This is a genomic window from Otoolea muris (genome assembly GCF_943193115.1).
In the GTDB taxonomy this organism is placed as follows: domain Bacteria; phylum Bacillota; class Clostridia; order Lachnospirales; family Lachnospiraceae; genus Otoolea; species Otoolea muris.
This window is the reverse complement of record NZ_CALPCY010000034.1, coordinates 20,090-42,516: the sequence shown is the minus strand read 5'-3', so window position 1 is coordinate 42,516 and position 22,427 is coordinate 20,090. Positions and strand designations below refer to the sequence as shown.

The 22,427-nt window shown below is 50.9% G+C and carries 23 protein-coding genes; all 23 read right to left on the bottom strand.

The features are described 5' to 3' along the window. Positions 1 to 7: 7 nt before the first annotated feature. The 23 genes from NFS31_RS17830 to NFS31_RS17715 all read right to left on the bottom strand — a co-directional run bounded on the left by NFS31_RS17830 (position 8) and on the right by NFS31_RS17715 (position 22,329). Positions 8 to 1,135, bottom strand: a complete 1,128-nt coding sequence (locus tag NFS31_RS17830) for a carbohydrate kinase family protein (protein WP_331482747.1) — start codon at positions 1,133 to 1,135, stop codon at positions 8 to 10. 28 nt (positions 1,136 to 1,163) lie between these two features. Further along, positions 1,164 to 1,358 carry a type II toxin-antitoxin system HicA family toxin gene (locus NFS31_RS17825; protein WP_251498039.1) on the bottom strand — a complete coding sequence of 65 codons (195 nt, stop codon included), beginning with the start codon at positions 1,356 to 1,358 and terminating at the stop codon, positions 1,164 to 1,166. Next, the gene (locus NFS31_RS17820) at positions 1,358 to 1,573 is read right to left on the bottom strand and encodes a DUF1902 domain-containing protein (protein ID WP_251498033.1); all 216 of its coding nucleotides are present in this window, start codon (positions 1,571 to 1,573) and stop codon (positions 1,358 to 1,360) included. Before NFS31_RS17820 ends, NFS31_RS17825 begins: the two co-directional genes overlap by 1 nt. An 86-nt stretch (positions 1,574 to 1,659) precedes the next feature. Continuing rightward, complete coding sequence (locus NFS31_RS17815; protein WP_251498029.1) at positions 1,660 to 1,911, bottom strand: hypothetical protein; 252 nt, start codon at positions 1,909 to 1,911, stop codon at positions 1,660 to 1,662. Between the two features lie 73 nt (positions 1,912 to 1,984). Further along, a complete protein-coding gene (locus NFS31_RS17810) occupies positions 1,985 to 3,058 on the bottom strand; it encodes an NAD-dependent epimerase/dehydratase family protein (protein WP_251498023.1) in 1,074 nt (357 codons plus the stop codon). Between the two features lie 77 nt (positions 3,059 to 3,135). Next, a complete protein-coding gene (locus NFS31_RS17805) occupies positions 3,136 to 4,881 on the bottom strand; it encodes a thiamine pyrophosphate-binding protein (protein ID WP_465223439.1) in 1,746 nt (581 codons plus the stop codon). A 131-nt stretch (positions 4,882 to 5,012) separates the two neighbouring features. Continuing rightward, positions 5,013 to 6,464 carry a lipopolysaccharide biosynthesis protein gene (locus NFS31_RS17800; protein WP_251498015.1) on the bottom strand — a complete coding sequence of 484 codons (1,452 nt, stop codon included), beginning with the start codon at positions 6,462 to 6,464 and terminating at the stop codon, positions 5,013 to 5,015. 38 nt (positions 6,465 to 6,502) lie between these two features. After that, positions 6,503 to 7,684: a polysaccharide pyruvyl transferase family protein gene (locus NFS31_RS17795; protein WP_251498012.1), complete on the bottom strand. Its 1,182-nt coding sequence runs from the start codon at positions 7,682 to 7,684 to the stop codon at positions 6,503 to 6,505. Next, on the bottom strand, positions 7,681 to 8,049 hold the full coding sequence (locus NFS31_RS17790; RefSeq protein ID WP_251498010.1) for a glycosyltransferase: 369 nt from the start codon (positions 8,047 to 8,049) through the stop codon (positions 7,681 to 7,683). The genes NFS31_RS17795 and NFS31_RS17790 overlap by 4 nt, the downstream gene beginning before the upstream one ends. 19 nt (positions 8,050 to 8,068) lie before the next feature. Then, entirely contained in the window at positions 8,069 to 8,803 is a 735-nt protein-coding gene (locus NFS31_RS17785) for a glycosyltransferase (RefSeq protein ID WP_251498008.1), read from the bottom strand. 35 nt (positions 8,804 to 8,838) lie between these two features. After that, complete coding sequence (locus tag NFS31_RS17780; protein WP_251498006.1) at positions 8,839 to 9,777, bottom strand: glycosyltransferase; 939 nt, start codon at positions 9,775 to 9,777, stop codon at positions 8,839 to 8,841. Further along, a complete protein-coding gene (locus NFS31_RS17775) occupies positions 9,722 to 11,098 on the bottom strand; it encodes an O-antigen ligase family protein (protein ID WP_251498004.1) in 1,377 nt (458 codons plus the stop codon). Before NFS31_RS17775 ends, NFS31_RS17780 begins: the two co-directional genes overlap by 56 nt. Further along, positions 11,095 to 11,997, bottom strand: a complete 903-nt coding sequence (locus NFS31_RS17770; protein ID WP_251498002.1) for a glycosyltransferase family 2 protein — start codon at positions 11,995 to 11,997, stop codon at positions 11,095 to 11,097. Before NFS31_RS17770 ends, NFS31_RS17775 begins: the two co-directional genes overlap by 4 nt. A gap of 80 nt (positions 11,998 to 12,077) precedes the next feature. After that, positions 12,078 to 12,818, bottom strand: a complete 741-nt coding sequence (locus NFS31_RS17765; RefSeq protein WP_251498000.1) for a glycosyltransferase family 32 protein — start codon at positions 12,816 to 12,818, stop codon at positions 12,078 to 12,080. A gap of 85 nt (positions 12,819 to 12,903) precedes the next feature. Beyond that, entirely contained in the window at positions 12,904 to 13,461 is a 558-nt protein-coding gene (locus NFS31_RS17760) for an SIS domain-containing protein (protein ID WP_251497996.1), read from the bottom strand. Continuing rightward, positions 13,397 to 14,785 carry an HAD-IIIA family hydrolase gene (locus tag NFS31_RS17755; RefSeq protein ID WP_251497992.1) on the bottom strand — a complete coding sequence of 463 codons (1,389 nt, stop codon included), beginning with the start codon at positions 14,783 to 14,785 and terminating at the stop codon, positions 13,397 to 13,399. The genes NFS31_RS17760 and NFS31_RS17755 overlap by 65 nt, the downstream gene beginning before the upstream one ends. 86 nt (positions 14,786 to 14,871) lie before the next feature. Continuing rightward, positions 14,872 to 15,870: an NAD-dependent epimerase/dehydratase family protein gene (locus NFS31_RS17750; protein ID WP_251497989.1), complete on the bottom strand. Its 999-nt coding sequence runs from the start codon at positions 15,868 to 15,870 to the stop codon at positions 14,872 to 14,874. Between the two features lie 11 nt (positions 15,871 to 15,881). Further along, positions 15,882 to 16,868, bottom strand: coding sequence for a GHMP family kinase ATP-binding protein (locus tag NFS31_RS17745; RefSeq protein ID WP_251497986.1), 987 nt, complete (start codon positions 16,866 to 16,868; stop codon positions 15,882 to 15,884). Further along, positions 16,865 to 18,022, bottom strand: a complete 1,158-nt coding sequence (locus NFS31_RS17740) for a glycosyltransferase family 2 protein (protein ID WP_251497983.1) — start codon at positions 18,020 to 18,022, stop codon at positions 16,865 to 16,867. The genes NFS31_RS17745 and NFS31_RS17740 overlap by 4 nt, the downstream gene beginning before the upstream one ends. Before the next feature lie 46 nt (positions 18,023 to 18,068). After that, on the bottom strand, positions 18,069 to 20,312 hold the full coding sequence (locus tag NFS31_RS27145; RefSeq protein WP_331482746.1) for an exopolysaccharide biosynthesis polyprenyl glycosylphosphotransferase: 2,244 nt from the start codon (positions 20,310 to 20,312) through the stop codon (positions 18,069 to 18,071). Positions 20,313 to 20,506: 194 nt separating this feature from the next. Next, positions 20,507 to 20,722, bottom strand: a complete 216-nt coding sequence (locus NFS31_RS17725) for a hypothetical protein (protein ID WP_251497980.1) — start codon at positions 20,720 to 20,722, stop codon at positions 20,507 to 20,509. Between the two features lie 18 nt (positions 20,723 to 20,740). Next, positions 20,741 to 21,349 (bottom strand): transcription termination/antitermination NusG family protein, encoded by a 609-nt coding sequence (locus tag NFS31_RS17720; RefSeq protein WP_251497977.1) that lies wholly within the window; start codon positions 21,347 to 21,349, stop codon positions 20,741 to 20,743. 452 nt (positions 21,350 to 21,801) lie between these two features. After that, on the bottom strand, positions 21,802 to 22,329 hold the full coding sequence (locus NFS31_RS17715) for a transcription termination/antitermination NusG family protein (RefSeq protein WP_251497974.1): 528 nt from the start codon (positions 22,327 to 22,329) through the stop codon (positions 21,802 to 21,804). Positions 22,330 to 22,427 lie beyond the last annotated feature (98 nt).

The following is a 22,427-nucleotide window of genomic DNA, read 5'->3' as shown; positions in this document are numbered from 1 at the left end:
GATTTTACTACATATTTTTACAAAACACAAGCCATTCTTCCATCTGCTTTGCATCCGCCATGGCCGCCAGAGCGCCCTCGCGGGTCGTCGTATAGGCCGCATAGGCATTGGCAAACTCCAGATACCCTGTCAGCGTGTCCGCGCTCAGGGCGCCCGGATCCGCCGTCCTGTCCCTCAGAATACAGAACAAAAACGCCCCGATAAAGGAATCCCCGGCCCCAGTTGTATCCCGCGCCTCCACCCGGAAGCCCGGAGCCTCTGCCCGGGTCCACTGATCCGCGCTGCTCCCCTTTGGCCTTACATAGACCTCCGCTCCGTCGGCTCCTTTTGTGTACACCACACAGCAGGCCCGCCCGGACGAAAGCGTCCCAAGCGCTTTTTCAATCTCTGTCTCCCCTGTGATAAACTCCAGCTCCTCATCGGAAATCTTCACGATATCCGCAAGCGGCAGAAACTCCAGAACCGCCTTCTTCATCGCCTCATCGTCGCCCCACAGGGACGGCCGCAGGTTCGGGTCAAAAGAGACAAGAACCCCTTTCTCAAGCGCCATGGAAACCAGCTTCCGGTGCGCCTCCTTCATCGGCGATTCCATCAGATCCACGCTGCAGAAATGGATCATCCCGCAGTCGTCCAGAACATCCTCCGGAATCTCCTCCGGCGCATACAACAGATCCGCGCTGTTCCTCCTGTAAAACTTAAAATCCCGGTTCCCGTCCTCTGCCAGGGACACAAACGCCAGGGCCGTCTCCCCGCGGCTGTCGCGCCGGATATGGGCCGTATCGATCCCCGCCTCCTGTAAAACCTCTTCGATGTAATCCCCAAAGGGATCCGCTCCCAGCTTCGTCAGCATCTTGGAAGAAATCCCCAGTTTCGTCACGGCTCCCGCCACATTTGCCGGAGCCCCGCCGGCCACGCGCTTAAAGCCTGACACATCCTTTAAGCGCTGGCCCTTCCTGTCCGGAATAAAGTCAATCAGCGCTTCCCCGATTACGCAAAGTCTGTTATTCATCTCCTGATCCTCCGTCCTGCCATCCCATGCGCCGTTCCAGGCGCTCCAGCCGCCGCCCGGCTTCCCGCGCGTCTGAAACGGCGCGGGGATGGGATGGGCGCTTTTTTTAATATTATATCGGTTCATGGATAAGATTGCAAGTGGTTCGGGATTATCAAAAATTAAAGTCAATGCCGCTTTGCTTAAGGATTGCATTTGCAGTATGCCGCGATTTGATTTTAGTATCAACTGTAACATGCCGGTTTGTAATCGGGCTGAACCAGATATCATGATCGCCCTTGCCGCGTCGTTTGAAAGAACAATTATTTTTTAAGAGAATTTCACGCACCTTTTTTTCATATTCAGCCATTACACAGTTATCCTTTCGTGACGTTCTGATACAAAAGAAACAGAAAGCGGCTTTGAAGAGGAATTAAGTGCAAGCAGTTCCGGTATGGCAATGCGTGTGCGCTCCAAAAGCGCATCAAACGAACCGGATTCAAGAACAAGTCCGGGAATGTCGGAACTCGTAGCGACCCAGACGCAGGCTTCGTTGTCCCAATTCAGATTGACGATATATTCCATATTATAGATACCTCTCAAATATATTATATGCTGTGGCTGATATTATTAGCGGAGCGGGAACCCCCTTCCCTAAAAGGATAGCTTTTTCAAAGCCTATTGTCAATATAAATCATCAAAACAGGGCGGATGAGCGCGGAAGCGATGATTCCCGTCGCCATAGTGCCAATCAGGGCGGCCCGCCCGGCAAATACCCAGAGCGTAAAGTGGCTGTTTTTAAATTCGCCAACCCCGATCCGGAGCTTTTGCCTGCCATCCGCCCTTTCCCCGTACGCCCTGAAAACACCGCCCTCTTTTAGCAAGGCGGCTGTCACAGCCGCCGGAAAAATAATATGATACATGCAAGCATAATGTTCTCCTCTCCTGTGAGCGCTTTCCTGCTCCAATATTCTGTTCCCCCTGACGCTGTACGAATCACCTTCCCGGCATATACCTCCACAGGAAATAGGCAGCCTTCATTTTAAAAGACGGTATCTCTTTAAACGGCGTCCGTTCCCCTGTCAGCCGGTCCATATAGGCTTCTGTCTTCCACGATATATCCCTGAATCTCCTGTCCCCGTCAAGAAATGCTTCCAGGCAGGCCCTTAAGCCGCTCCCGGCATCCCTGTAAGCAATCGCTTCCCCGCATATCTGATCCGCCTTCGCGCTGTCAAAGCTCCGGTGAAACAGCCTGTCGTATTTTAACTGGTATATATTTCCGAGATCCCCCGCCATCCGGGCGGATTCATCTATCCAGTGAACGTTCGGCCTTCTGCGGGTCTTTTCTTCAAGGATCTCCACATAAATATCCAGCGCCTCCTTCCACGATATACCACACGGAGCCGCGAGCTGGATCACCTCCCCAAGAGCCTTTCGGTTTCCCGCAATTTTAGCCAGCGCCCCTGCCACATCCATACCGCAGGTTAAGGTAGTCTGTTTCTCTGCAATATCCTTTGCAAACACAACCGTCCGCCCTTTAAGCGCCCGGTACAGCCACTGCTCCTTTTCAAAAACCCCGAGCTGCAGGCGCTGTTCACTGTACGTAATATATGGCCGGATGATCGTCCAGTTCGCATATCCCGAAGATCTCAGGCGATCCTCCTGCCTCGCCTTGGACAGGGCATACTCATCGGTTTTCAGATACTCCGTATCGCCGCAGCTCTCCAAAAGCCTCGGGGAGTTTTCTGTAAGCCGTGACTCCGAGCCGGCATATACCCTTCCCGAGCTGAGAAATACATACTGGCTGCAGGAAGTCAGTAAGAACTCCAGCCGCTGCGAAAATTCCTCTTCGCCGTAAACCATAAAATCAATAATCACATCATAAAAATCCTTTAACAGGCGCTTCAGGAAGCCGATGTCATGGGCATCCCCCTGCCTGTATTCCATCCCCTTTTTATCTGAACCGGAACGGCTCCGGGAGGTTATCACGACCTCCGCCCCCCGCGAAGCCAGAATTTTGGCCAGCGGCCTTCCCATAGCGCCCGTCCCGCCCAGCATCAGAACCCGCATCTGCCTGCCTCCTTCCTAATGGAATGTACTCCCGGAATCCCACTGCGCCTGATTTTGTGAAATTCCGGGAGTCCATTTTACTTTTTCTTTATCAAACCTTTTACCATCCGGACTCCGCTCTCTCCAAGCGCTTTCCTGGCAAGCTTTTTCGCCCTGCCAGCCGCCGATGCCTCCAGATTGCACATCATTTCAAGCGCCCTGCTCTCCTTACTGCTGTCTGTAAAAGCCTCCAAAAGCATTGGCCGTTCGGTCTGCATTGGCGTAAGGAAGCGCTCTATCGTCTTCAGATACTCCTTTTTACCCGACACGGCCATATATTCAAAGCCCAGATCCTGCGCGTAATGCTTCACCAGCTCCCGCGACTGATTCCCAAAATGGCCGGCCGCCGCCATAAACGCATCGGCCTTCTCCCCAAAACGCGCCGCCGGATGGCTGTAATTCCTGAACTCCGTGCCGCGCCCGTTATTGATCAAAAGAAGCCGTATGTTTGATGCAAAATGACGGTTTCCGAATATATTCATATCATAGAAAAAAGCCAAATCCCCCGTGATCCCGAAAAACAGCTTTTCAGGGGACGCCAGGGCCGCTCCTGCGAGGGAGGAGATTCCGCCGTCAATCCCAAATCCGCCCGTGTTCGCATATGCCTCCACGCCGTCCGGCTTATCAAAAAAATTCCAGGAGCGAAGGGAATTTAAAATTCCCAGATAAAGCGCGCTGTTCTCCGGGATCAGAGGAAGCGTCTGCTGCGCCATCCATACATTGGAAAAGGGAAGCTCCGGAATCTCTGCGCGCAGACGGGCAAGCTCCCGGCTCCATTCCTCAAAGCAGTTATTCCCCTTACGTTCCCTGAAGCTCTGTTCCGCATATCTCTTAAAAAATATCTCTTCCTCCAGCTCAAACGTATAGCGAAGCGCCCGGAAGGTATCGCGCACTTCACCGTCCGGGTTGACACGCCAGACCTGTGACGGGGACAGGTTCATATAAGCGCCGGAAATATCCCCGATATGGATCAGCAGCTCCATCCTGCATAAAGGAGAGCGGTACTGCTCCTGGCTCGCCGCCAGGCAGGCAGAAGCCTTATATTGTCCCGGATAATTACTGGTATGATCGCATATTACAGCGGCTCCATACCGTTTACAGAAGGCGTCCACACTCTGTGTCAGCGCTTCCCCCCATCTCCTGTGGGCCCCGGCAAAAATGCCGATTCTTCCTTCCGGCAGCGCGGGAAATTCTTCTATATCACCAATCCGGCGGATCACTCGTGTCCCGGGAAGCTCCCTTACCGAGAAATCCTGGCTGTAGCCCGTCGCCAGATTGATATGAACCGGCCCCCCGCCTGCCCGCCGCAGTTCCAGCAGGGCCTTATTAAGCGCTGTCCCACACGCCCATTCATCTTCATCATCATGAATTTCCGGGATCTGAACACTTATTTTAACCGTATCCTTCGGCAGCGCCGTCCGATCAATCACCTGCGGCATATTGTGCCCGATACGGCCCGGATGCTGTGTGGAAGTAATGGCAAGAACCGGCAGCTTGCGGTAATATGCCTCCGTCAATCCCGGCAGATAGTTCCTTGACGCCGTCGCCCCGGTACAGCTTAAGGCTGCCGGTTCCCCGCTCTCAGCGGCCATCCCGCAGGCCATGTAAGCGGCGGAACGCTCATCGACACAGGAATACAGTTCAAAATACGGATCCGCCTGCAGGCTGCCGACCAGGCACATATTCGTGGTGCCTGGGCTGGCTATCACTTTTCTGATTCCGTGAGCTTTCATTAAATATATTAACATTTGAGCATTTCGCTCGTTTGTATAAAAGTGTTCCACGACTCAGCTACTCCTCTCCTGTGGTATTTCCTCATCCGGGCTGCGCCTGTCCTCTTCTGGCTTCCAGCCCCTTAAAAAATATGAAAAAGCCGATTTCCTGACTGTATTTTCCCGAACCTTTCGCTGCGTCCCTATGCTTCCGGCGGCCTCAACAGGCTTTTTAGATAAATCTGCAGCTTCTTTCTCCCCGCCGCCAGGACTCCCGCCCCGGATATGAGCAGCGCATAGCGCAGGACAAAATTGGGATACGTAAACATAACTGCAAATCCGGACAACATAAAACACGCTGTGATCCCAAGCAGGATCCGCGTGCTGTAAACCCGCCGGCCCTCCAGCCGTGTCCGGCACAGCTTTCTCATAAAATAATAATGAAATACAGCGTACAGCATATAGCACAGCAATGTGGTGTAGCCTGCCGCGCCGTAGCCAAAGCGCCGGATGCACAGCAGGTTCAAAACTACATTGAGAACCGCCCCGGCCGCTGTGGCGGCCGCGATATATTGGGTTTTCTCAAAATAAAATTCAAACACTGCAAAAAAGGTATAGGCAAATGTAAAATATACGCTCATCGCGACCGGAGGGATAATCCAAATCGCCTCCCTGTACTCTGCCGGCGCAAACAGGGTGATGATCTCCGGCGCCAGCGCAATCAGAAGGAGGTTTACGCCTGCCACAGCTCCAAACGCGGGGTAGGCGACATCTGACAGAGCGTCTGTATTTCCCTCCTTAATCTTACGGTACAGCCACGGTTCGATTGTCTGCATCAGCGCTGTGTGGAACATCGCCATAATCGTGGAAACCGAGCAGGCGAGGTTATAAATCCCGGCTTTATCCGCGCCGGCTATCCGTTCGATCATGATCCGATCCGCACCGCTTAAAACGGACTGGGACAGATAATGCGGCAGCAGGGGAAAATTAAACCTAAGCGCATGCTTCCAGAATTCCCCGATAAAAAAACGCTTCCCGCGCCGCATCTGGGACACGAACAGTCCCGAATAAACGGCTGTATTCACCAGGGCAAGCCCCAAAATCCTGGCTGTCGCCTTGTCCCGCGCGCGGGAAACCAGCGCTATCCCCACCGCCGGCTGGAGAAGGGACACGAAAATCGTAACTGCGACCAGCCTCCGGTAACGCAGCTTTACCCTCTGCTCCACAGACCAGAAGCCAAACGACGATGAGGTCCATATGAGCAGGAACATGGTAAGCATCTGGACCGTCGTCAGGGAAAACACACGGTTCCAGGCGCCGCGAAACAGCAGGTAAATCCCCAGCCAGGCTAAGACCGATGTCAGGCACAGCCCCTGCATGGAAGAAGAAAACTCATCCCGTCTCTCTTCAAACTGTACCATCCCGCGGGTATACACACCGCAATTCAGATTTAAGGACACAAAAATCGTGATCATGCCCATCCATGACTGGAATACACTATACTCCCCATATTCCGCTGTGGACAAAAGCCTTGTAAAGATCGGGGTTGTAATAAAAGAAATTCCCTTCTGGATGAAAGCGCATACGAAAAACCAGCCTGACGCCCGGACAGGGGCCGGGAGCGTTTTATAGTTCTGGATAATGTGGCGAAGCATAGGGATCCTCTCCTTCTGTGCATGCGTAAAGCGTATTTTCACGGCCGTCTGAGAGGATACAGCGCTTCTTCCAGAAATTTCTCCGAATCCTCCTTTGAGCGTTTGAGCACCTGCCTGGCCCTGCTGAAATCGGGATTTTCCAGAAAATATTCCTCTGTCTGCCTGTGGCGCGCCATACACATCCTCAAGTCCGTATCATCCAGCAGATCGGTTATCCTGGAATGTATGGAATCCCCGTCCGCCCTTTCAATCACAAAAAATGGAGTCTCAAACAGGATGGAAAACGAAACCGCATGGAATGAATCCGTAATCACAATGCTGCTGTCCTTTATCATCCGTAAAAAATCAGCCGGGCCATATGCGGCCACCTGCCTGTCCCCAAAATTTTGATCCCAACGGCAGAATACATTCTGTGCGTGTATAAATGCTGTGATTTCCAGGCCCCGCAGGGCTGCGATCCGTCTGGCCAGATCCCGGCTCTTTTTTTCGTCTCCCAGCAGATATACAAAAGCAAAGGGCCCGCCTTTTGTTTCTTCCGGCATCTGTGACGCAGAAGACAGCTTTTCCCAATGCTGCCTGTCAACAAGAAAAACCGGATCCAGCACAGACCGGCTCCTCTCTCTGTTGCCCGGATCCAACATACGCAGCGCGCTGCGCTCCCTGACCGAAATACTCCGAAACGACGCAAGCGCCGCATTCAGCCGCATTTTACCGCTCCCGCTTAATGCATCATCTATCCCGCTGGCCGCATATGCAATTTTAAGGATGTGTTCCGGCACAAATTCCAGCAGATTTATCCCCAGATACGGATCTTTCACGTACGTCTCGTTCCATACCTGATCGCTTCCTGTAATAAAGGCATCATATTTTTTCAGACATTCATGAATATTGTCCGGACCATATTCCCGTTCGCTGTGCGGAATACAGTGCATAAACTCCTCCATCCTCTGCCGGCGCTCCGTCAAATCCGCTATAACAGACCTGTTCCCCCAGCGATTCTCCAGGGCTTTGGCTGTCCTCCCTATTTCACGTAATGGAGCTGCGCGAAACCTGCGCGCTTTATTTCGTATTCTCATCATGTATGTTTCAGGTCTGTAATGCCAGATACAGAGCTGCTCACATTCCACAGACATGCTCTGAACCGACCTTTGCAGCGCATAAGCCTGAAGCAGGCCCCCCAGATTATAGTTTTTATAGTAAAGCGTAATGATTCCTGTCATCCCGCGCCATTCCTCCCGCCTCTACCCAGAACTTCTTCAATAATTCCATTTACCTTATCTCCCCATATCCCCCAGTTTAATTCCGTTTCTGAAAGCGTCATGGCATTATTACACATTCTTTCATACTCCTCCTTATCCGTAAACAGCGTTGCAATTGTCTTTGCAAAGTCCTCCGGAGCAGATCCGATTGGCAGCGCATAGCCATTGGTTCCGGAACGGACATACGTTCCTGTCCCTCCCGTATCAAACGTAATGCATGGTATGCCGTATGCGCATGCCTCTGCAAATGCAATGCCGGCGCACTCTGCCTGTGTCGGTAAAAAAAGCGCCCACGCTTTATCCATGATTTCCACAAATTTTTTCATCCCTTCTTTTGTATTTTTATCAATAAATCCATGCAGATGTATCGCGGATCCGTCCTCTCCACATGGATACCCCCCCCCCGATTACATCTAATACAAATTTTTTTCCAAGCTTCATCCTGTTTAGCATATGTACCGTATTAACCGCTATGTCTCCGCCCTTGCGTTTCCAGTCGATACCTATAAATACTAAATGAACCGTATCCCCTGTTTCCTTTTTTGAAATATGCTGGACGCCGTCCAGATTTGCGCCAAACGGAATCATATATGCTTTATTTCTTTTTATCTGATACGCTTCTATCGCCCCGTTTCTTGCCCAGTCACTGGCAAAGATCGCCGCTGAGGCCATCGCAAGGCTCTTCTGTTCATACCAGTTTCCATTTTTCAAATTTCTGTGGTTCAGGTTTATAAAATAATAATCTACCATTTTAGAAAAAACAGCATCCGACATGTATATAATCGGGCATTCTGTTTCAATAAAAGGCAGGAGTGTTGAAGCAGACACGGCAAAAACTACATCGTATTTTTTTTCACGCAGCCTCTTATTAACGTGTTGTGCAGATCGTTTTGACATATAACTTGATGAATACTCCGGGACATATGTCTTTTTATTGAATATATAATTCATCCGTTCCCTGAAACGAATGATCTCCATCAGGAGTGGATCAAATTTTGCCTGTATGGATTCTACCTCGTGGTTTTTCTTTAACTCTCTATATTCGCTGAACAAGGTGCCCGACCACGATCTGCGATCCATTGGATCTCCTAATGAAAGAAACGCTATTTTGGCCATCATAACCTCCGAATTCTTTTTTTATCACTGCTTTTCCGGTATCTGAATAGGATATAATATCGTTTTATATAAAGCGCCAGCAGGTTAGAGACATGTACAAGCCAAAGCTTCCCTATATTTTTATGGGCATAATAAGCTTCGCATAAATACTTTCGTGACAAATATCTGTATTCATAATCCCGTAAGATTTTATCAAACTCATGCTTATAGCGATAAATCACTTTTTCTCTGGAAGTCTCAGCGTGATTATGCAGATAATAATGGCTTGTATCTATGACACAGTTATAACCCATTTTCTTTAATTTCAGCCCAAGGATATTTTCTTCATTATACAGAAATACATTTTCATCAAAAAAACCGGCTGCTTTAAAAACGTCATATTTGATTACAAAAAAACTCCCCGGAACCGTCTCCGTCCGAATAAGGCCTCCCTCTAATACGTCATATCCGCATGTTTGATGGCAGGCCCGGTTAAATAATGAATGAGATTTGTACAATGACCGATCATCCGGCACAGGCCATGAAATCTTATCAGTTTCAAAACGGCGTCCCTGGAACATCAGGGCAGAAATCGCTGCATACTCGCTGTGCAGGGATAATGACCTGCACAAATCTTCCAGGAAATTTTGCTCCAAGGTCACATCCGGATTCATAATACAGATATATTTTAACTGATTTGTCTGTTCTGCAGTATGAATACCATAATTATTTCCGTATGAATATCCCCCGTTCCTTTCGCTTCTCACTACAGTAACCTGCCCGTTTCCGGAAAAGCGGTCTTTCAGCTTTTCATAAGAAGCGTTCAAAGAGGCATTATCCACAATCACAATCGGATTCTTAACCCCAATTGAAAGAAGTCCTGACACACATTTCTGCGATATCTCATACTCCTGATAATTCAGCACGATAATGGCAAGCTGATTGGCTGCATCCGTCATGTCTGTCCCTCTCCTTTTTAAATCTCTGATAGCTGGCGTCAGAAACTGCCATAAACACAGCTAATACCATCATCCGCTCGGCATCAAACAGACTTAAGCTCAGCATTGCAAGGATCATCCCCCAGCACAAAACAAAATTCATCCTGTCTTTCCTGCCTGATACAATATAGCGTTTCCAGGCAGTCCATATCGGGATGATATAAAAAATAACACCGGTCAGTCCCAGCTTCCCGGCGACCCCGGCAATCCCCACATCGCTGAATGTGTACTGGCGCCCGCCTGACACCAGGATATTATTTTCCTGCAGGAGAGGGTAAGCGGGAAGCAGCCCGATTCCAAAAAACGGTTTTTGAGCCATTATCTTCAAATAATATACATATGAATCAATACGGTGATACATAGAGTAATCTGTCCGTGAGGTTACAGACGATAAAAGCTTTGACAGTATATAAAACATATCATCCGCTAGAAGAATGACGCCGAATATCATAATAAATACGGTAATTATTTTTCCCGCTGTGTTTTTCCTTTTCATAAATAACAGGCTCATGCCCCCTGCGCCGGCGATAATCAGCAGCACAGCCCGGGTCTGGCCGACAAATAATTCATAGAAAAGAACCAGCAGCAGATGGATCCAATACCTTTTTTTTCTGCATGGCAAAATCGTCCCGGAGCATATACAGCCGATAGACACAACCGCCGAAAAATCCACCAGATCGCTCGCAATAAGCCGTATATGCCCGTTTCTGAAATCTAAAAAAACCGTTCCATAATTAAAGCCATAGATGCTCAAAAACTGTATTTCTTTTAAATTATAAGCAACTGCCTGAAGCAAAAATAACGCGGCAAGAAGCGACGACAGAGCTATAATCATATGCAGAAATCTATCAAGATCCTCCTCTGCCGCTTTCAAAAACACGAAATACGTAAATAAAACTGTAAAAGTAGAAAATGTTTTTACTGCATTGATCACCGGTTCGCCCGGATAGGCCAGCCATGTGTAAAATATATTCAGGATCAGAAAAAATGTAAACCCTATCAGCCACTTCCAAAAAGGCGAGCGTTTCACCCAGCAAAATCTGCTAAGGCATACGGTGATAAATAAACTGTTTCCAAGAAGCATTGGAAGAATCACATTCGCACGCACGCCAAATGTTCCTGGCATAGGAATCAGGTTAAGCATATTCATATACAGCACAAGAAGCACAAAAGACCAGCGCATCCCCCAGCCCATGCGGATGAGTGTCCGCGCGCCATAGCGCAATACAAATTCCTTTCCGCAACTCCCTTTTCTATACAATTCCTTTTGTCCTGCGTTCATGCCGTTTTCCCTCTGTTTTCCATTTTACTCCTCAGCCTTTGTATAAAAGAGAGAAGCTTTCCAATACAATACTGAACCTGTGTAATGGACAGTAAACGGCGCACCTCATCCCGTTTCAGGCCTTTTTCCTCTGCAATCAGGCAATATCTTCCCAGAATCCTGTATTTATAAAAACCTTTCTGTCCCATTTCCTGTTTTACCTCTAATGTATAACCCCTGAAATTTTTAAAACGTACTCTGTCTATATTTTTCGTCAATCCATCTTCGAGATAATCCGTTATATAAATGATTTTATTAAACCATCGTATTTTATATCCGTCCTCTGCAATCTGATTCCACACCAGTCCCTCTGTAATAAATGTCTCTCCCTCAATCTCGGGAAACGGATATTCTCTCAATATACTTGTCCGGTAAATTTCCGCCTTATCTCCTGTTAAATGAAGCCTTCTTCTCTGTAAATTTGTCGCATCGATATAACCTCCTGTACATATCTCCGATGGAAATTCCCCGATCTGTTTATTGGCCGTATATCCTCTGAGTCCCGAAACTCCGGCAAATGAAGGATCCGGCTCAACCGTTTTAATCCACTTTTCCACACATTCTATTGCATCATCCAAAAGCCAGTCATCTGAATCTACAATAAATACCCATGGCGTATATACCTGCAAAATTGCTCTGTTTATCGCCCGGTGTTTTCCCCCATTTTCTGTTTTTATATAGCGCATTTGAAAGAAGCGCTTTTCTTTCATCCAACCGGAAACAAGGCAGTCCGTATTGTCGTCTGATCCGTCATTTACGATCAGCCATTCAAAATCCTGGTTCGTCTGATGTCGCAAAGATTCATATAACTGTGGTAAAATATAGTCTCTGTTGTATGCGGGCGTCAAAATTGTAATCATATTGTATGTATCTCTTTCTGTTTCCCTGCATGTTTGCCACTTTGCAGCAAATCTTTTGCCATCTGTCTTTTTGTGCCAGACTATTGTACTGCGCCTCTCATTATCCTCAGACTCCTGCGAAAAAAAGCAACAGCGCTCTCTGGCAGCCTTTTTTTAATCCATACCATCCTCCTTATCTTTTTTCGCTCCCTCTCCGACAGCCAGCTCCCATTATAGTGATGGACTGATATTGTATGCTCCGTATAATTTGACTTCCCGGTATACATATTTTCCGGGCAAAGATACTCCGTGGGAAGAATGTCGATGCCGTTGATTCGCTGTTTGCAATCCCCGGCCGTCATGCCATGGTTCATCAAAATTCTGGTATTGATAACAGGGCAGGCAAAATCAGACAGTTCATCCGCTTCAAATTTCAGGGAACGGTACAGCGCCATCATCTCTTCCAGCAGCGGCTCTCCTGCCTCACAGGCAAAGCCCAGACCTGTATTTACAGAATGATCCTGCTCCCTCCCTAAAAAACCTCTGCTGTCCTTCAATATCTCTTCCGGGCATTTCAGCAGTTCAACATCCGTATCCAGGTATATACCTCCGTAGCGGTATACAACATCGAGCCTCACATAATCGCTCACAAACGCCCATTTCGCGTTACTATATGCATCTAAAACAAACTGGCACGCATCCTCAATCGAATAATTCGTCTCATTCCACTCCACAATCTCATAATCCGGACAATATCTCCTCCAGCTCTCCATGCACCGGACCGCGAGCTCCGGAAGCGGCTTCCCGCCAAACCAGCAATAATGTATCGTTTTCGGTATCATCCCGTCCTTCCCCTCCCTGCGCCTCTTTCGGATCCATCCCCGGCTCTGCCCATGTAACCGCCTGCTGCCCGGACACCCGGGACGTTTACTGCGACAGCACATACATCATCATGTGATCCAATATCATGTGGATATCCTCTGCAATCTGCATATCGTTAATTTCCACATGAATGCTGTAATCCGCGATCCGTTTCAGCCTTCCCCCTGAATAACCCACAACAGCAATAGTTTCTGCGTTTTGTTCCTTTGCATATTCCATTGCGTTTACGACATTCTCAGAATTTCCCGAACCCGAGACGCCGATCAGCACATCCCCCCGCTCGATCCGGCCCCTTAAAGGGAAACGGAACACCTCCCCATAGCCGATATCGTTCGCTATCGCCGTCATCGTCGGGATGTTATCGCTCAGGCATACAAAATGGTATTTCCGGGTCCGCTTTTCACTGACCCCTTTGTTAAAATCGCAGCAAAAATGGCTTGCCGTGGCGGCGCTCCCCCCATTGCCGCAGATAAAAATCTGTTTTCCGGATAAGCGCGCCCGCTCCAGGACATTCATGACCTCATTAACGGCTTCAATGTCAAGGCTCTCCAGCGCCTGAATTTCCCTGTTTAAATACGCCCGCAGCTTCTGTCTGTAATCCAAAGGTATCCTCCTTGTCCGCGCGTTCTCTGTATTCGTTTTGTAAAATAATGTCTGCCGCCCCGGAAAGGTTTTCCGCCTCATAATCCGGCCATGCGTCATATTTCCTGTCTTTTCCCGCTTCCCCTGTATGCAGCAATATCGTTCTCATCCCCGCATTTTTTCCGGTCTGGATATCAACGGTCGTATCCCCGATATACCATGAGCGGCTTAAATCAATGTTGTATAGTTCAGCCGCCCTGGAGAGCATCCCGGTTTTGGGTTTCCTGCACGTACAGTCTGTTTTCAGTTCCGGAATCTCTCCCTCAAATCCCCTGTCAGGATGATGCGGGCAGAAAAACAGATCATCAATATATGCGCCCTCCTGCCCGAGTAGGGCTTCCAGCCTTATATGAATCTGTGCAAGCTCTTTAAGCGTGCATTCCCCCCGCGCGGCCACAGGCTGGTTGGTCGCCACAATCGTAAGGTAAGGGGAAGCGTTTATCTTGCGGATCCCCTTTGCCGCGCCCGGCAATAATTCAAGCTGGCTTCTGGAACGGATGAATCCCTTCCACACATTCACGGTTCCGTCCCGGTCAAGAAAGACTGCCCGCTGTTTGTTTTTCATATTTCTCGCAGCGACAATCCCGTTTTTCACATCGGCTGACACGGCCTTTAGGCGCTCCGGAGTGCCCATATCCTTTATATACTCTGTACAACGGTATGAAAAAACGTTTTTACCAGGCAGAAGTTTTGCAATTACCCCTTTTTCCAGATCCATCTTCTCAGGCCGCCGGATTGCATCCAGCAATCCGGGAGACGCGCAGTATATCCCGGCATTCACAAAATTGCGGCATTCTAAGCCCCTGTCCGTGTTCTTTGCCTCTATCCTTATAACCCTGCCATCCCCGTCCACCACCAGCGCGTCGCTGTCATACGGGTGCCCGTTCGGGTGTCCATACAGCGTGATCAAAGCGTTATGCCGTCTGTGAAACTCCATAAAACGGTTCCAGTCCACATCCAGCATCAGATCCCCGTACAGCAAAAGAAAATCTTCCCTGACTTTCCCCTTAAGATAATACAGGGCGCCCGCTGTCCCCAGAGGCTGATCCTCTGAAATGTATTCGATTCTGACGCCCCATTTGCTTCCGTCCGAACAATATTCCCGGATCAGATGGCCCAAATGGCCGATCACCAGCGTTATTACATCCACGCCGCTGTTTTTCAGGCTTTCTATCTGATATTCCAGGATCGGTTTTCCCATGATGGGAAGCATGGGTTTTGGTATATCTGCGGCTGCCGGCCCAAGCCTAGTCCCCAGGCCTCCGGCCATGATCACTGCCCTCATTCCACACACTCCATTCTGTTTCTGCCGCCTTCCCGCCCGCCAGTACAGCGTTTCGTAGATACCCGTATGCTAAGCGGCTGTTTTCATCATGTGTTTCCATTCTGGTAGACATCCAGACCGCCTGAATGACCGCCTATCATATCCCTCGCCGTCTGCCTGACCGCCGCGTCGGAGGACAGGCGCGGCGCCCATCCTGTGGCAAGAACCTTTGAGATATCATACCCAAACCTCGGGACGTCCCCCTTCCAACCACGTTCGCCGCCTGTATAAACAAATTGGGGGCCCGTGATTCCCATCTCCTCTGCCACGATCTCCGCAATCCGCGTCACCGCGGTTCCCTCTCCTTTTACGCTGATGTTATAGAGAGCTTCCCCCGGCTTCCACTCTTTCGTCAGTTTCATGACCGCCTCAACGAGATCGTGTACGTAAATATAGGGCTTGCACTGCCTTCCGTCTCCCAATATTTCAAGCCGCTGGGGATTTGCCCTCAATTTCTTTATGAAATCATAAATGACCCCATGCGTTAAGCGCGGCCCAATCACATTGGGAAAACGGAAGATCACGGCGCTCATATCGCACATAGACACATACGAAGAAATCAGGGCCTCTGACGCGAGCTTCGCCCCTCCGTAATAGGAAACCGGCATGAGCCCTCCTGTCCCCTCCGTCAGGGCAATGTCCGGCATTTCCCCGTAAACAGCCGATGTAGACGCGAAAAAAAGCCGTTTCACCCCAGCCGTCCGCATAGACTCCAAAAGGGCCCTGGTTGTAAGAAATGTGTCGTTAAAATCGATCGACGGCTCCCGTCCCCCTTTTTGGATGTCGGAATTGGCGGCCAGATGGTAAACCGCGTCTATCCGATTTTCGGAAAACAGGCGGTTTACATTCTCCTGCCCGGCCAGATCCATCTCATAGAACCGGAACCGTCCGGCCTTCCCGGCCTCCCTGCCGGACAAAAACGCCCGGATATTTCTGTCCCCAAACACTAATTTATCCGCGCATATCACATCATGGCCTTCATCAAGCAGCCTGTCCGCCAAATGGCTTCCTATGAAGCCGGCTCCACCGGCAACCAATATCCTCATTTTTACCTCCGTCAGATAAACTCTCTGTCCACATGAATAATCGACGCCCCCGAATTATCCAGCTCAAACTCCATTTCCCTGAGATCCGATAAAGCGGCGCGCACCGCGCCCTGCTTTTCCTCCGGCACATAAAAAAGCATAAACCCGGCTCCGCCTGCCCCCAGAAGCTTCCCTCCCAGCGCGCCTGCCTGAATAGCTTTCTGGTAAATCTCATCAATAGCCGGACTGGAAATACCGGAAGACAGGGATTTTTTTAATTGCCAATTCTCATGCAGAAGCCCGCCCACTGCATCCACATGGTTCTTTTGCAGTTCCTCCTTAAGTGTCCGCGCCAGGCTGCACATCTTTTGCTGCACTGCGGCCCTGTCCGCCCGTTCCAGATTTTCAGACTGTTCTCTCAGGATAGCGGATGCCGAATGTACTCCTCCCAGGTAAAAGAGCATCAGGCGCGCCTCCAGCTTCCTAAAGCTTCCGGAAGCCATGATAATGGACTCTACACTTACAAATCCGTTCGGGAGAAACTCATAAAAATTCAATCCCCCAAAGGCCGCGGCAAACTGATCCTGTTTCCCAATCGGAGCGCCCAGCTTCCGGATCTCTACATCGCACGCCTCCTTCGCCAGCTTATACTTTGAAACATACTCTCCCTTATACGTGTGCAGAAGATGGAGAAGCGCCACGGTAAACGCGCTGGAAGACCCCATCCCCGTTCCCGCCGGAATATCGCTCATACTCGAAATTTCCACACCCCGGATATTAAAATCCGCAAGGCACTGCCTGAAAATCCTGTGTTCAATCTCCGAAAAATCCTTTACCGTCTCTGTTTTGGAATATTTCAGCACAATCTCATTCTTATAAAAACAGTTATGGATCGTCAGATACATATATTTCCGGATCGTTGCGCTTAAAACACAGCCTCCGTATTTCTCAAAAAAACCGGGAAGATCGCTCCCCCCGCCGCAAAAGCTCACCCTGAACGGCGCTCTTGTAATGATCATCTTCCTCTCCCCCTGCGTACCTGTCCATGCTTTATCTTAATACCCATTATCCCGGCTATCCGTTCTCCGACCCGGACGAGCCGCTCCGTCATCCCGAAATGGACATACATAGCCGTCATCAGAGCCTTTCTGCCCGCTGGCAGGGGAAATCTCATCAGCCTCCCATACGATTTTCGGAAATTTGTAAGTAAATACTCCTTCTCCTCCGGAAATTCACTGCTCTTTCCGCTGCGTATCATCCTGCACAGCAAACCGAAAAAGGCCCTGTAATAATTGATTTCCGCATAATATACCCAGCCGTCCTTTCCATACTGTATACAATACTCCCAGACATGCTTCCATACCGCTGCAATATCCATCTGTTTTTTGGAAAACCACTCGCTGGACAAGCCGTTTTGGTTATACCAGTAATAGTAAACATCCATGTCTGCGTCAACAATTTTATCCGCGTGCAGCAATGCAAGGAAAAAGCCTTCCACATCCTCGGCAATCAACCCTTCCGGAAATACCATCTGCTTCGCGGTTTTTGCCGTATAAAGCTTATTCCAGACATAATGGACCGTCTGGTTAGAATGCGCCCGGAAATACAGCTTCGCGAAATCATCCTGCGTATAAACCCGGTAAGAGGGCTCCGGCCTGCGCTTTGCTGACGTCGGCTCCCGGCCCTGAGCCCCGGATTCCAACTCCCGGCCCCGGCCTTTACAAATAGGAGCACAGCCCTGATCCGAAACCCGAATCACACGCCCGCATGCAATATCCGCCATTTCCTTCTTCATAAGCTGCAGCAATGCTTCATACATATCGCATGCAACCCAGTCATCGCTGTCAACGAAACCGACATAAGGCCCTGATGCGTATGTAAGCCCCGTATTCCTCGCGTTTGAAAGGCCCTTCCTTTCCTGCTGATGTATGACTTTAACCCGCTTGTCCTGCTTGGCATATGCATCACAAAGCGCTGCTGAGCCGTCCACGGACGCGCTCTCCACCAAAATAATCTCCAGCCGCCCGTAGGTCTGGTTCACGATAGAATCCATACATCGTCTCAGTGTGCCTGCCGAGTTATAAACAGGAATGATAATACTGATTAAATCTTCTCCGAATTTCTCCATCTCATATACCCTGTTCCGGATAAACCGGAATCCAACGTCTGCCATTTCGCCTCATTATCATTGCTGGGCGGCTCGCCCTTTGGCATCTTGCTCACTTAAATTTCGTCAGCCCCGCAACCGCCCACACCGCCACATTGCACAGGCTCCTGACCGGGTTCAGCTTAAGATACTTCCGGTAAAACAAATACTGTTTCCGTACCAGCTTCCTTTTATTTCCCGTCGTGGAGCCCGGCAGCACCCGGTACTTTGCCAGTATCTCCGGATTTCCATACGCCCGGCCGTCCACGTTCACAACGTCGATCCAATACGCGTAATCATCGCGGATGCTCCTTAGCTCCTCGCGCAGATAAATCGTTCCCCCGCGCGATCGGTCATATAAGCCGGAAAGGCAGCCTATGTAATTCCGGATCCTCATATTCTTTGCCGTGACCACTTTTCTGGCAATCGTCGGGCGCAGGATTTCCTGCGAGCGCTCATCGATCCGCGCATAGGAACAGTACACGCAGGCCGCCTGTTTCTGTTTCATAAATGCAAGCTGCTTTTCCAGAAATTCCGGCGCCCACAGATCGTCTGCGTCAAGCAGGGCGATATACTGCCCTTTGGCAAGCCGGATCCCGTGATTGCGCGCCGCGGCAGAGCCCGCATTTTCCTGGCAAATCAAACGGATCCGCGGATCCTTTGCCGCATAGCCCCTGGCAAGCTCTGCCGAACCGTCCTCAGAGCCGTCGTCAACCACAAACATCTCCCAGTCCGCATAGGTCTGGGAAATCACAGACTCCATGGTTTCGGACAGGTATTTCGCGCCGTTGTAGCAGGGCGTAATAATTGAAACAATTCCCTTTTCCATCCTCTCCTCCCCATTCCCGGCTATCTCCCCGCCCTTATATTCTATCGCAGGGCTGAAATTGCTCCTGTTACTGTATTCATCCGCACCCCCGGGCCTCTCCTGCGTCCCGCGCCCTGTCCCGGCCTCTCCCGCCGCGCGCAGGGCCGTCGTCTCTCCCTCTCCCACGCCCTCCGTACACTCCTTCATAAACAGGATCTGCACGGTTTTCAACATGATCTCAAAATCCAGCCGGAGGCTGTAATTCTGGATGTACATCAGATCCAGCTTCAGCTTGTCATACGCCGTCGTATTGTATTTCCCATACACCTGCGCATACCCTGTCAGGCCCGCCTTGACCTTAAGCCGGTACACGAATTCCGGGATCGCCGCCTCATACTGCCCTGCGATCTCCGGCCGCTCCGGCCTGGGCCCCACGATGCTCATGTCGCCCTTCAGGATATTGAAAAGCTGCGGCAGCTCGTCCAGGCGCAACGCCCGTATCACACTTCCGACCTTCGTGATCCGCTCATCCTTCTCCCCCGCCAGCCTCGCCACCCCGTCCTTTTCCGCATCCTCCCGCATACTGCGGAATTTGTACACAAAAAATGCCTTTCCGTCCATTGTCAGCCTCTTCTGCTTATAGATCACGCGTCCGCCATCCTCTGCCTTGATGCAAAGCGCCGTCGCGCCCATCACCAGAAGCGCGGGCAAAAGCGCCAGCAGGGAAAGCGCCAGATCCACCGCCCGTTTTAAAAGCCTCTGCTCAATCGTCAGCCCTGTATTTCTGGAAAGCAGGAGCGGCGTATCAAACATGTGCTGGCTCTCCGCGCTGCGGATGAGCAGATCCGAAATCTTGGGCGTCGTATAACTGCGGATCCCTTTCCCGTAGCAGTATTTCAAAATTGCATTCCGTTCATGGCTGGGAATATCGCAGAGCACCACCCCCTGGTAATGTCTGATCTTTTCCTCAATCCGCGCCATTCCCTCTGAAATATGCGCTGTATCCCCGATCACAAAGCGATCGGCCCGCGTACTGATCTTTTTCATAAGCCCCGCCGCCGGCCGGCCTCCATATACCAGAAGCACGCGCCGCGGCGGATAGATGCGCAGATAAATCCCGGTACAGAGCACCCCCCAGAGCACAATAGCCGACATCTGAACCAGAAACATCAGTAGCAGAGGACCCGGATCTGTCACGCGCTTGGTCAGCAGGACAATCAGGCTGTAAATCAGCAGATCCGCCAGCGCCAGGCCCAGCCCCTGTGAATATACAATATGGAAGACCCGCAGGTACCCCACTCTCCAGCCCCCGTAAATCCGCGGCAGCAAAAAGGCCCAGAACAGATAAAAGGCCACGATCATCATATGCCCCCGCCGCCAGTATTCCGTTTCCATAAACGGGCTGTAAAACCGCCTCCACACATGCCAGAAAAGTATGGCATGGACAAAAAGCAGGGCAAAACAAAAAGCAGCCCGGATGAGCCGCTTGAACTGTTCCTGATTTTTCATTGGTAACAACTCCTGTGTCTGTATTTTGAATGGAATGGGATCCGTCTGCAGCATCCCGGGCGTATTCGGGACATGGCGCTGTCTACACCTAATGTTATAAACATAAACAGAGCCGCGGGAAGGCCGCCGGCGCCTCTAAATTCGCACAGCATTGCACAAATAACAGCGTGCCCGGGCAAAATCCTGGGCCCGCGTCAGACGCCTGCATTCCGCACATATAATTCATGGTAGCATCCATAGCAGAGCTGCCCCGCCCCCTCTACATAAAAGGGCCGGAATTCGATATCCGTGTCTTTAAGGATACCCACCCGCCTGTGGCAGCAGACGCATCTCTCATATGCATCCGCCTGATCCTGCGCATCATTTTTCTCCGGCCCTGCCTTCCCTGCACACCGCGCGATCCCCTTCATCCGTACCTCCTGTATCATTCACAATTCCACTTTCCCCTTCGCCTGCAAGCTCGCCGCAATCTCACTGTCTTCTTCATCCGCAATCTCACCGCTCCCTGCAAGCCCGAACAGCACCGTCTGCTCCCGGCGGCCCATGCTCACACGCACCACCGCATAGCGCTTATGAAGGTTGATCCTCTCTATCTGCTTCTCGAACGCCTTTAAAGGCCCCCGGATCTGCCACCCCTCCCCTGACTCCTGTGGCCGCGCCGTGCTCAGCCTCACCAGCCGGCGTTTCTCGGAGCCCGGGACACCGCCTTCCTCCTGCCCCATCTGGCAGATGGTTCTCAAAAAATCTTCCTCCTCTTCCTCCACGGCCGTAAATTCATACCGCCCGTTCCCCAAAAGCCTGGCATAAGCCGGCGTTTCTTTCAGCTTCAGAAACAATTCCTCCGGCCGCCCGGTCTCCACAAAGACATATCCCGGGAATAGCGGCCTCACCTGCGCCTCCCATCTCCCTCCCAGCCGCTTAAGCCACTCGGCCCGGATAATAAAGCATTCGTAAAAACACTCCCTGCCCGGGAGGGCGTTTAGCTGGAGGCGCAGATCCTCCTCTTTCCCAGTCATGGTCTGGATGACATACCACATAGCGTTTCCCACACTCCTTTTGCGATGGGGCAACCGTTCAAACCTTCTGAACAGTCCCTTACGGAATCTGGCGCAAAAAAACGCAGGCTCCGCCATCTTTGCAGAACAAAGCGTCTCCAAAGCCTGCCCGGAAAACATCCGCGGCCGCCTCCCTATACTCCCGCCCCCGCGCCCTGTCCCGACATGGGATGGAAATACAGGGCCGTAAGGCGCAGCGCGCAGACATTCCCTCCATATGTGGATACGGCCAGCCTGCATGCCTCCATAGCTGTACAGCCTGTTTCCATATCCCTGTCTTATTTCTTTGCATGATTTCGTTGTCTTGTTTCCTGTTTTATTCCCGCGGGCAGCGATCCAGGCGGGCATGTTTGCATGCACATTTGGCAACTGCCTCAAGGGTCAGCAACCACGTTGCCTGCAGCGGGGTTGTTGGCTTCATTTTAAAAGCACAGTCATTCATTGATATGAATTTCCTGTACCGCAATCCCGGCCCAGATGACAGCCTTCCTGCGCGCCAGGGGAACCTCCAGCCTGGCAAACCGCCTGTGCCAGTCGATCGTCTGGATCTGTCCCGCCCTGCCCTTTAACGGCCCGCTTACAAACCGATCCCGCCCGCTCTCCCGGTCCCGGTAGCCATAGGAGAGCGGCAGAATACGCCGTTTCCCGCAAAGCTCCCGCAGGCGTTCCTCCTCTTCCTCATAAACCGGAATCAGCCAGCCCGCCTCCTCCATGGGCCTGTAAAGGCCCGTTCCCGCGCACCGCCCAAGCTCAGCCGACAAAAGCCGCGGCCGGCTGCTCTCTAAAAAGACGTAGCCAGGGAACATCGTGCGGATCACCGGCTTCCAGGCCCCGTCCGAACGCCACAGACGCTCGCAGCGGAACAAAAAGGCATCCTCCATCGCCTCCGGGGACAGAGCCCTGCGGCAGGCATGGAGAACCGATTCCTCCTTCCCGCTCTGGCACTGAAACACATACCACATCGGAACCCACTCCTTTCCCCCATGCTATCCCTGACCGGGGATTTCGTAGAATACGTGATTCTACGAAAAGTGAAGTGTGATAATTTTGTTTAAAATCT

Bases quoted from the DNA above. Each gene is read 5' to 3' on its own strand.
- NFS31_RS17785 (WP_251498008.1), bottom strand. From the start codon at position 8,803: ATGGATCGCAGATCGTGGTCGGGCACCTTGTTCAGCGAATATAGAGAG.
- NFS31_RS27145 (WP_331482746.1), bottom strand. From the start codon at position 20,312: ATGAAAAATCAGGAACAGTTCAAGCGGCTCATCCGGGCTGCTTTTTGT.
- NFS31_RS17770 (WP_251498002.1), bottom strand. From the start codon at position 11,997: ATGATTACAATTTTGACGCCCGCATACAACAGAGACTATATTTTACCA.
- NFS31_RS17755 (WP_251497992.1), bottom strand. From the start codon at position 14,785: ATGAGGGCAGTGATCATGGCCGGAGGCCTGGGGACTAGGCTTGGGCCG.
- NFS31_RS17745 (WP_251497986.1), bottom strand. From the start codon at position 16,868: ATGATCATTACAAGAGCGCCGTTCAGGGTGAGCTTTTGCGGCGGGGGG.
- NFS31_RS17715 (WP_251497974.1), bottom strand. From the start codon at position 22,329: ATGTGGTATGTGTTTCAGTGCCAGAGCGGGAAGGAGGAATCGGTTCTC.
- NFS31_RS17780 (WP_251498006.1), bottom strand. From the start codon at position 9,777: ATGACGGATGCAGCCAATCAGCTTGCCATTATCGTGCTGAATTATCAG.
- NFS31_RS17775 (WP_251498004.1), bottom strand. From the start codon at position 11,098: ATGAACGCAGGACAAAAGGAATTGTATAGAAAAGGGAGTTGCGGAAAG.
- NFS31_RS17815 (WP_251498029.1), bottom strand. From the start codon at position 1,911: ATGTATCATATTATTTTTCCGGCGGCTGTGACAGCCGCCTTGCTAAAA.
- NFS31_RS17740 (WP_251497983.1), bottom strand. From the start codon at position 18,022: ATGGCAGACGTTGGATTCCGGTTTATCCGGAACAGGGTATATGAGATG.
- NFS31_RS17830 (WP_331482747.1), bottom strand. From the start codon at position 1,135: ATGAACCGATATAATATTAAAAAAAGCGCCCATCCCATCCCCGCGCCG.
- NFS31_RS17750 (WP_251497989.1), bottom strand. From the start codon at position 15,870: ATGAGGATATTGGTTGCCGGTGGAGCCGGCTTCATAGGAAGCCATTTG.
- NFS31_RS17720 (WP_251497977.1), bottom strand. From the start codon at position 21,349: ATGTGGTATGTCATCCAGACCATGACTGGGAAAGAGGAGGATCTGCGC.
- NFS31_RS17790 (WP_251498010.1), bottom strand. From the start codon at position 8,049: ATGAAAAAATTTGTGGAAATCATGGATAAAGCGTGGGCGCTTTTTTTA.
- NFS31_RS17725 (WP_251497980.1), bottom strand. From the start codon at position 20,722: ATGAAGGGGATCGCGCGGTGTGCAGGGAAGGCAGGGCCGGAGAAAAAT.
- NFS31_RS17820 (WP_251498033.1), bottom strand. From the start codon at position 1,573: ATGGAATATATCGTCAATCTGAATTGGGACAACGAAGCCTGCGTCTGG.
- NFS31_RS17825 (WP_251498039.1), bottom strand. From the start codon at position 1,358: ATGGCTGAATATGAAAAAAAGGTGCGTGAAATTCTCTTAAAAAATAAT.
- NFS31_RS17810 (WP_251498023.1), bottom strand. From the start codon at position 3,058: ATGCGGGTTCTGATGCTGGGCGGGACGGGCGCTATGGGAAGGCCGCTG.
- NFS31_RS17795 (WP_251498012.1), bottom strand. From the start codon at position 7,684: ATGACAGGAATCATTACGCTTTACTATAAAAACTATAATCTGGGGGGC.
- NFS31_RS17765 (WP_251498000.1), bottom strand. From the start codon at position 12,818: ATGATACCGAAAACGATACATTATTGCTGGTTTGGCGGGAAGCCGCTT.
- NFS31_RS17800 (WP_251498015.1), bottom strand. From the start codon at position 6,464: ATGCTTCGCCACATTATCCAGAACTATAAAACGCTCCCGGCCCCTGTC.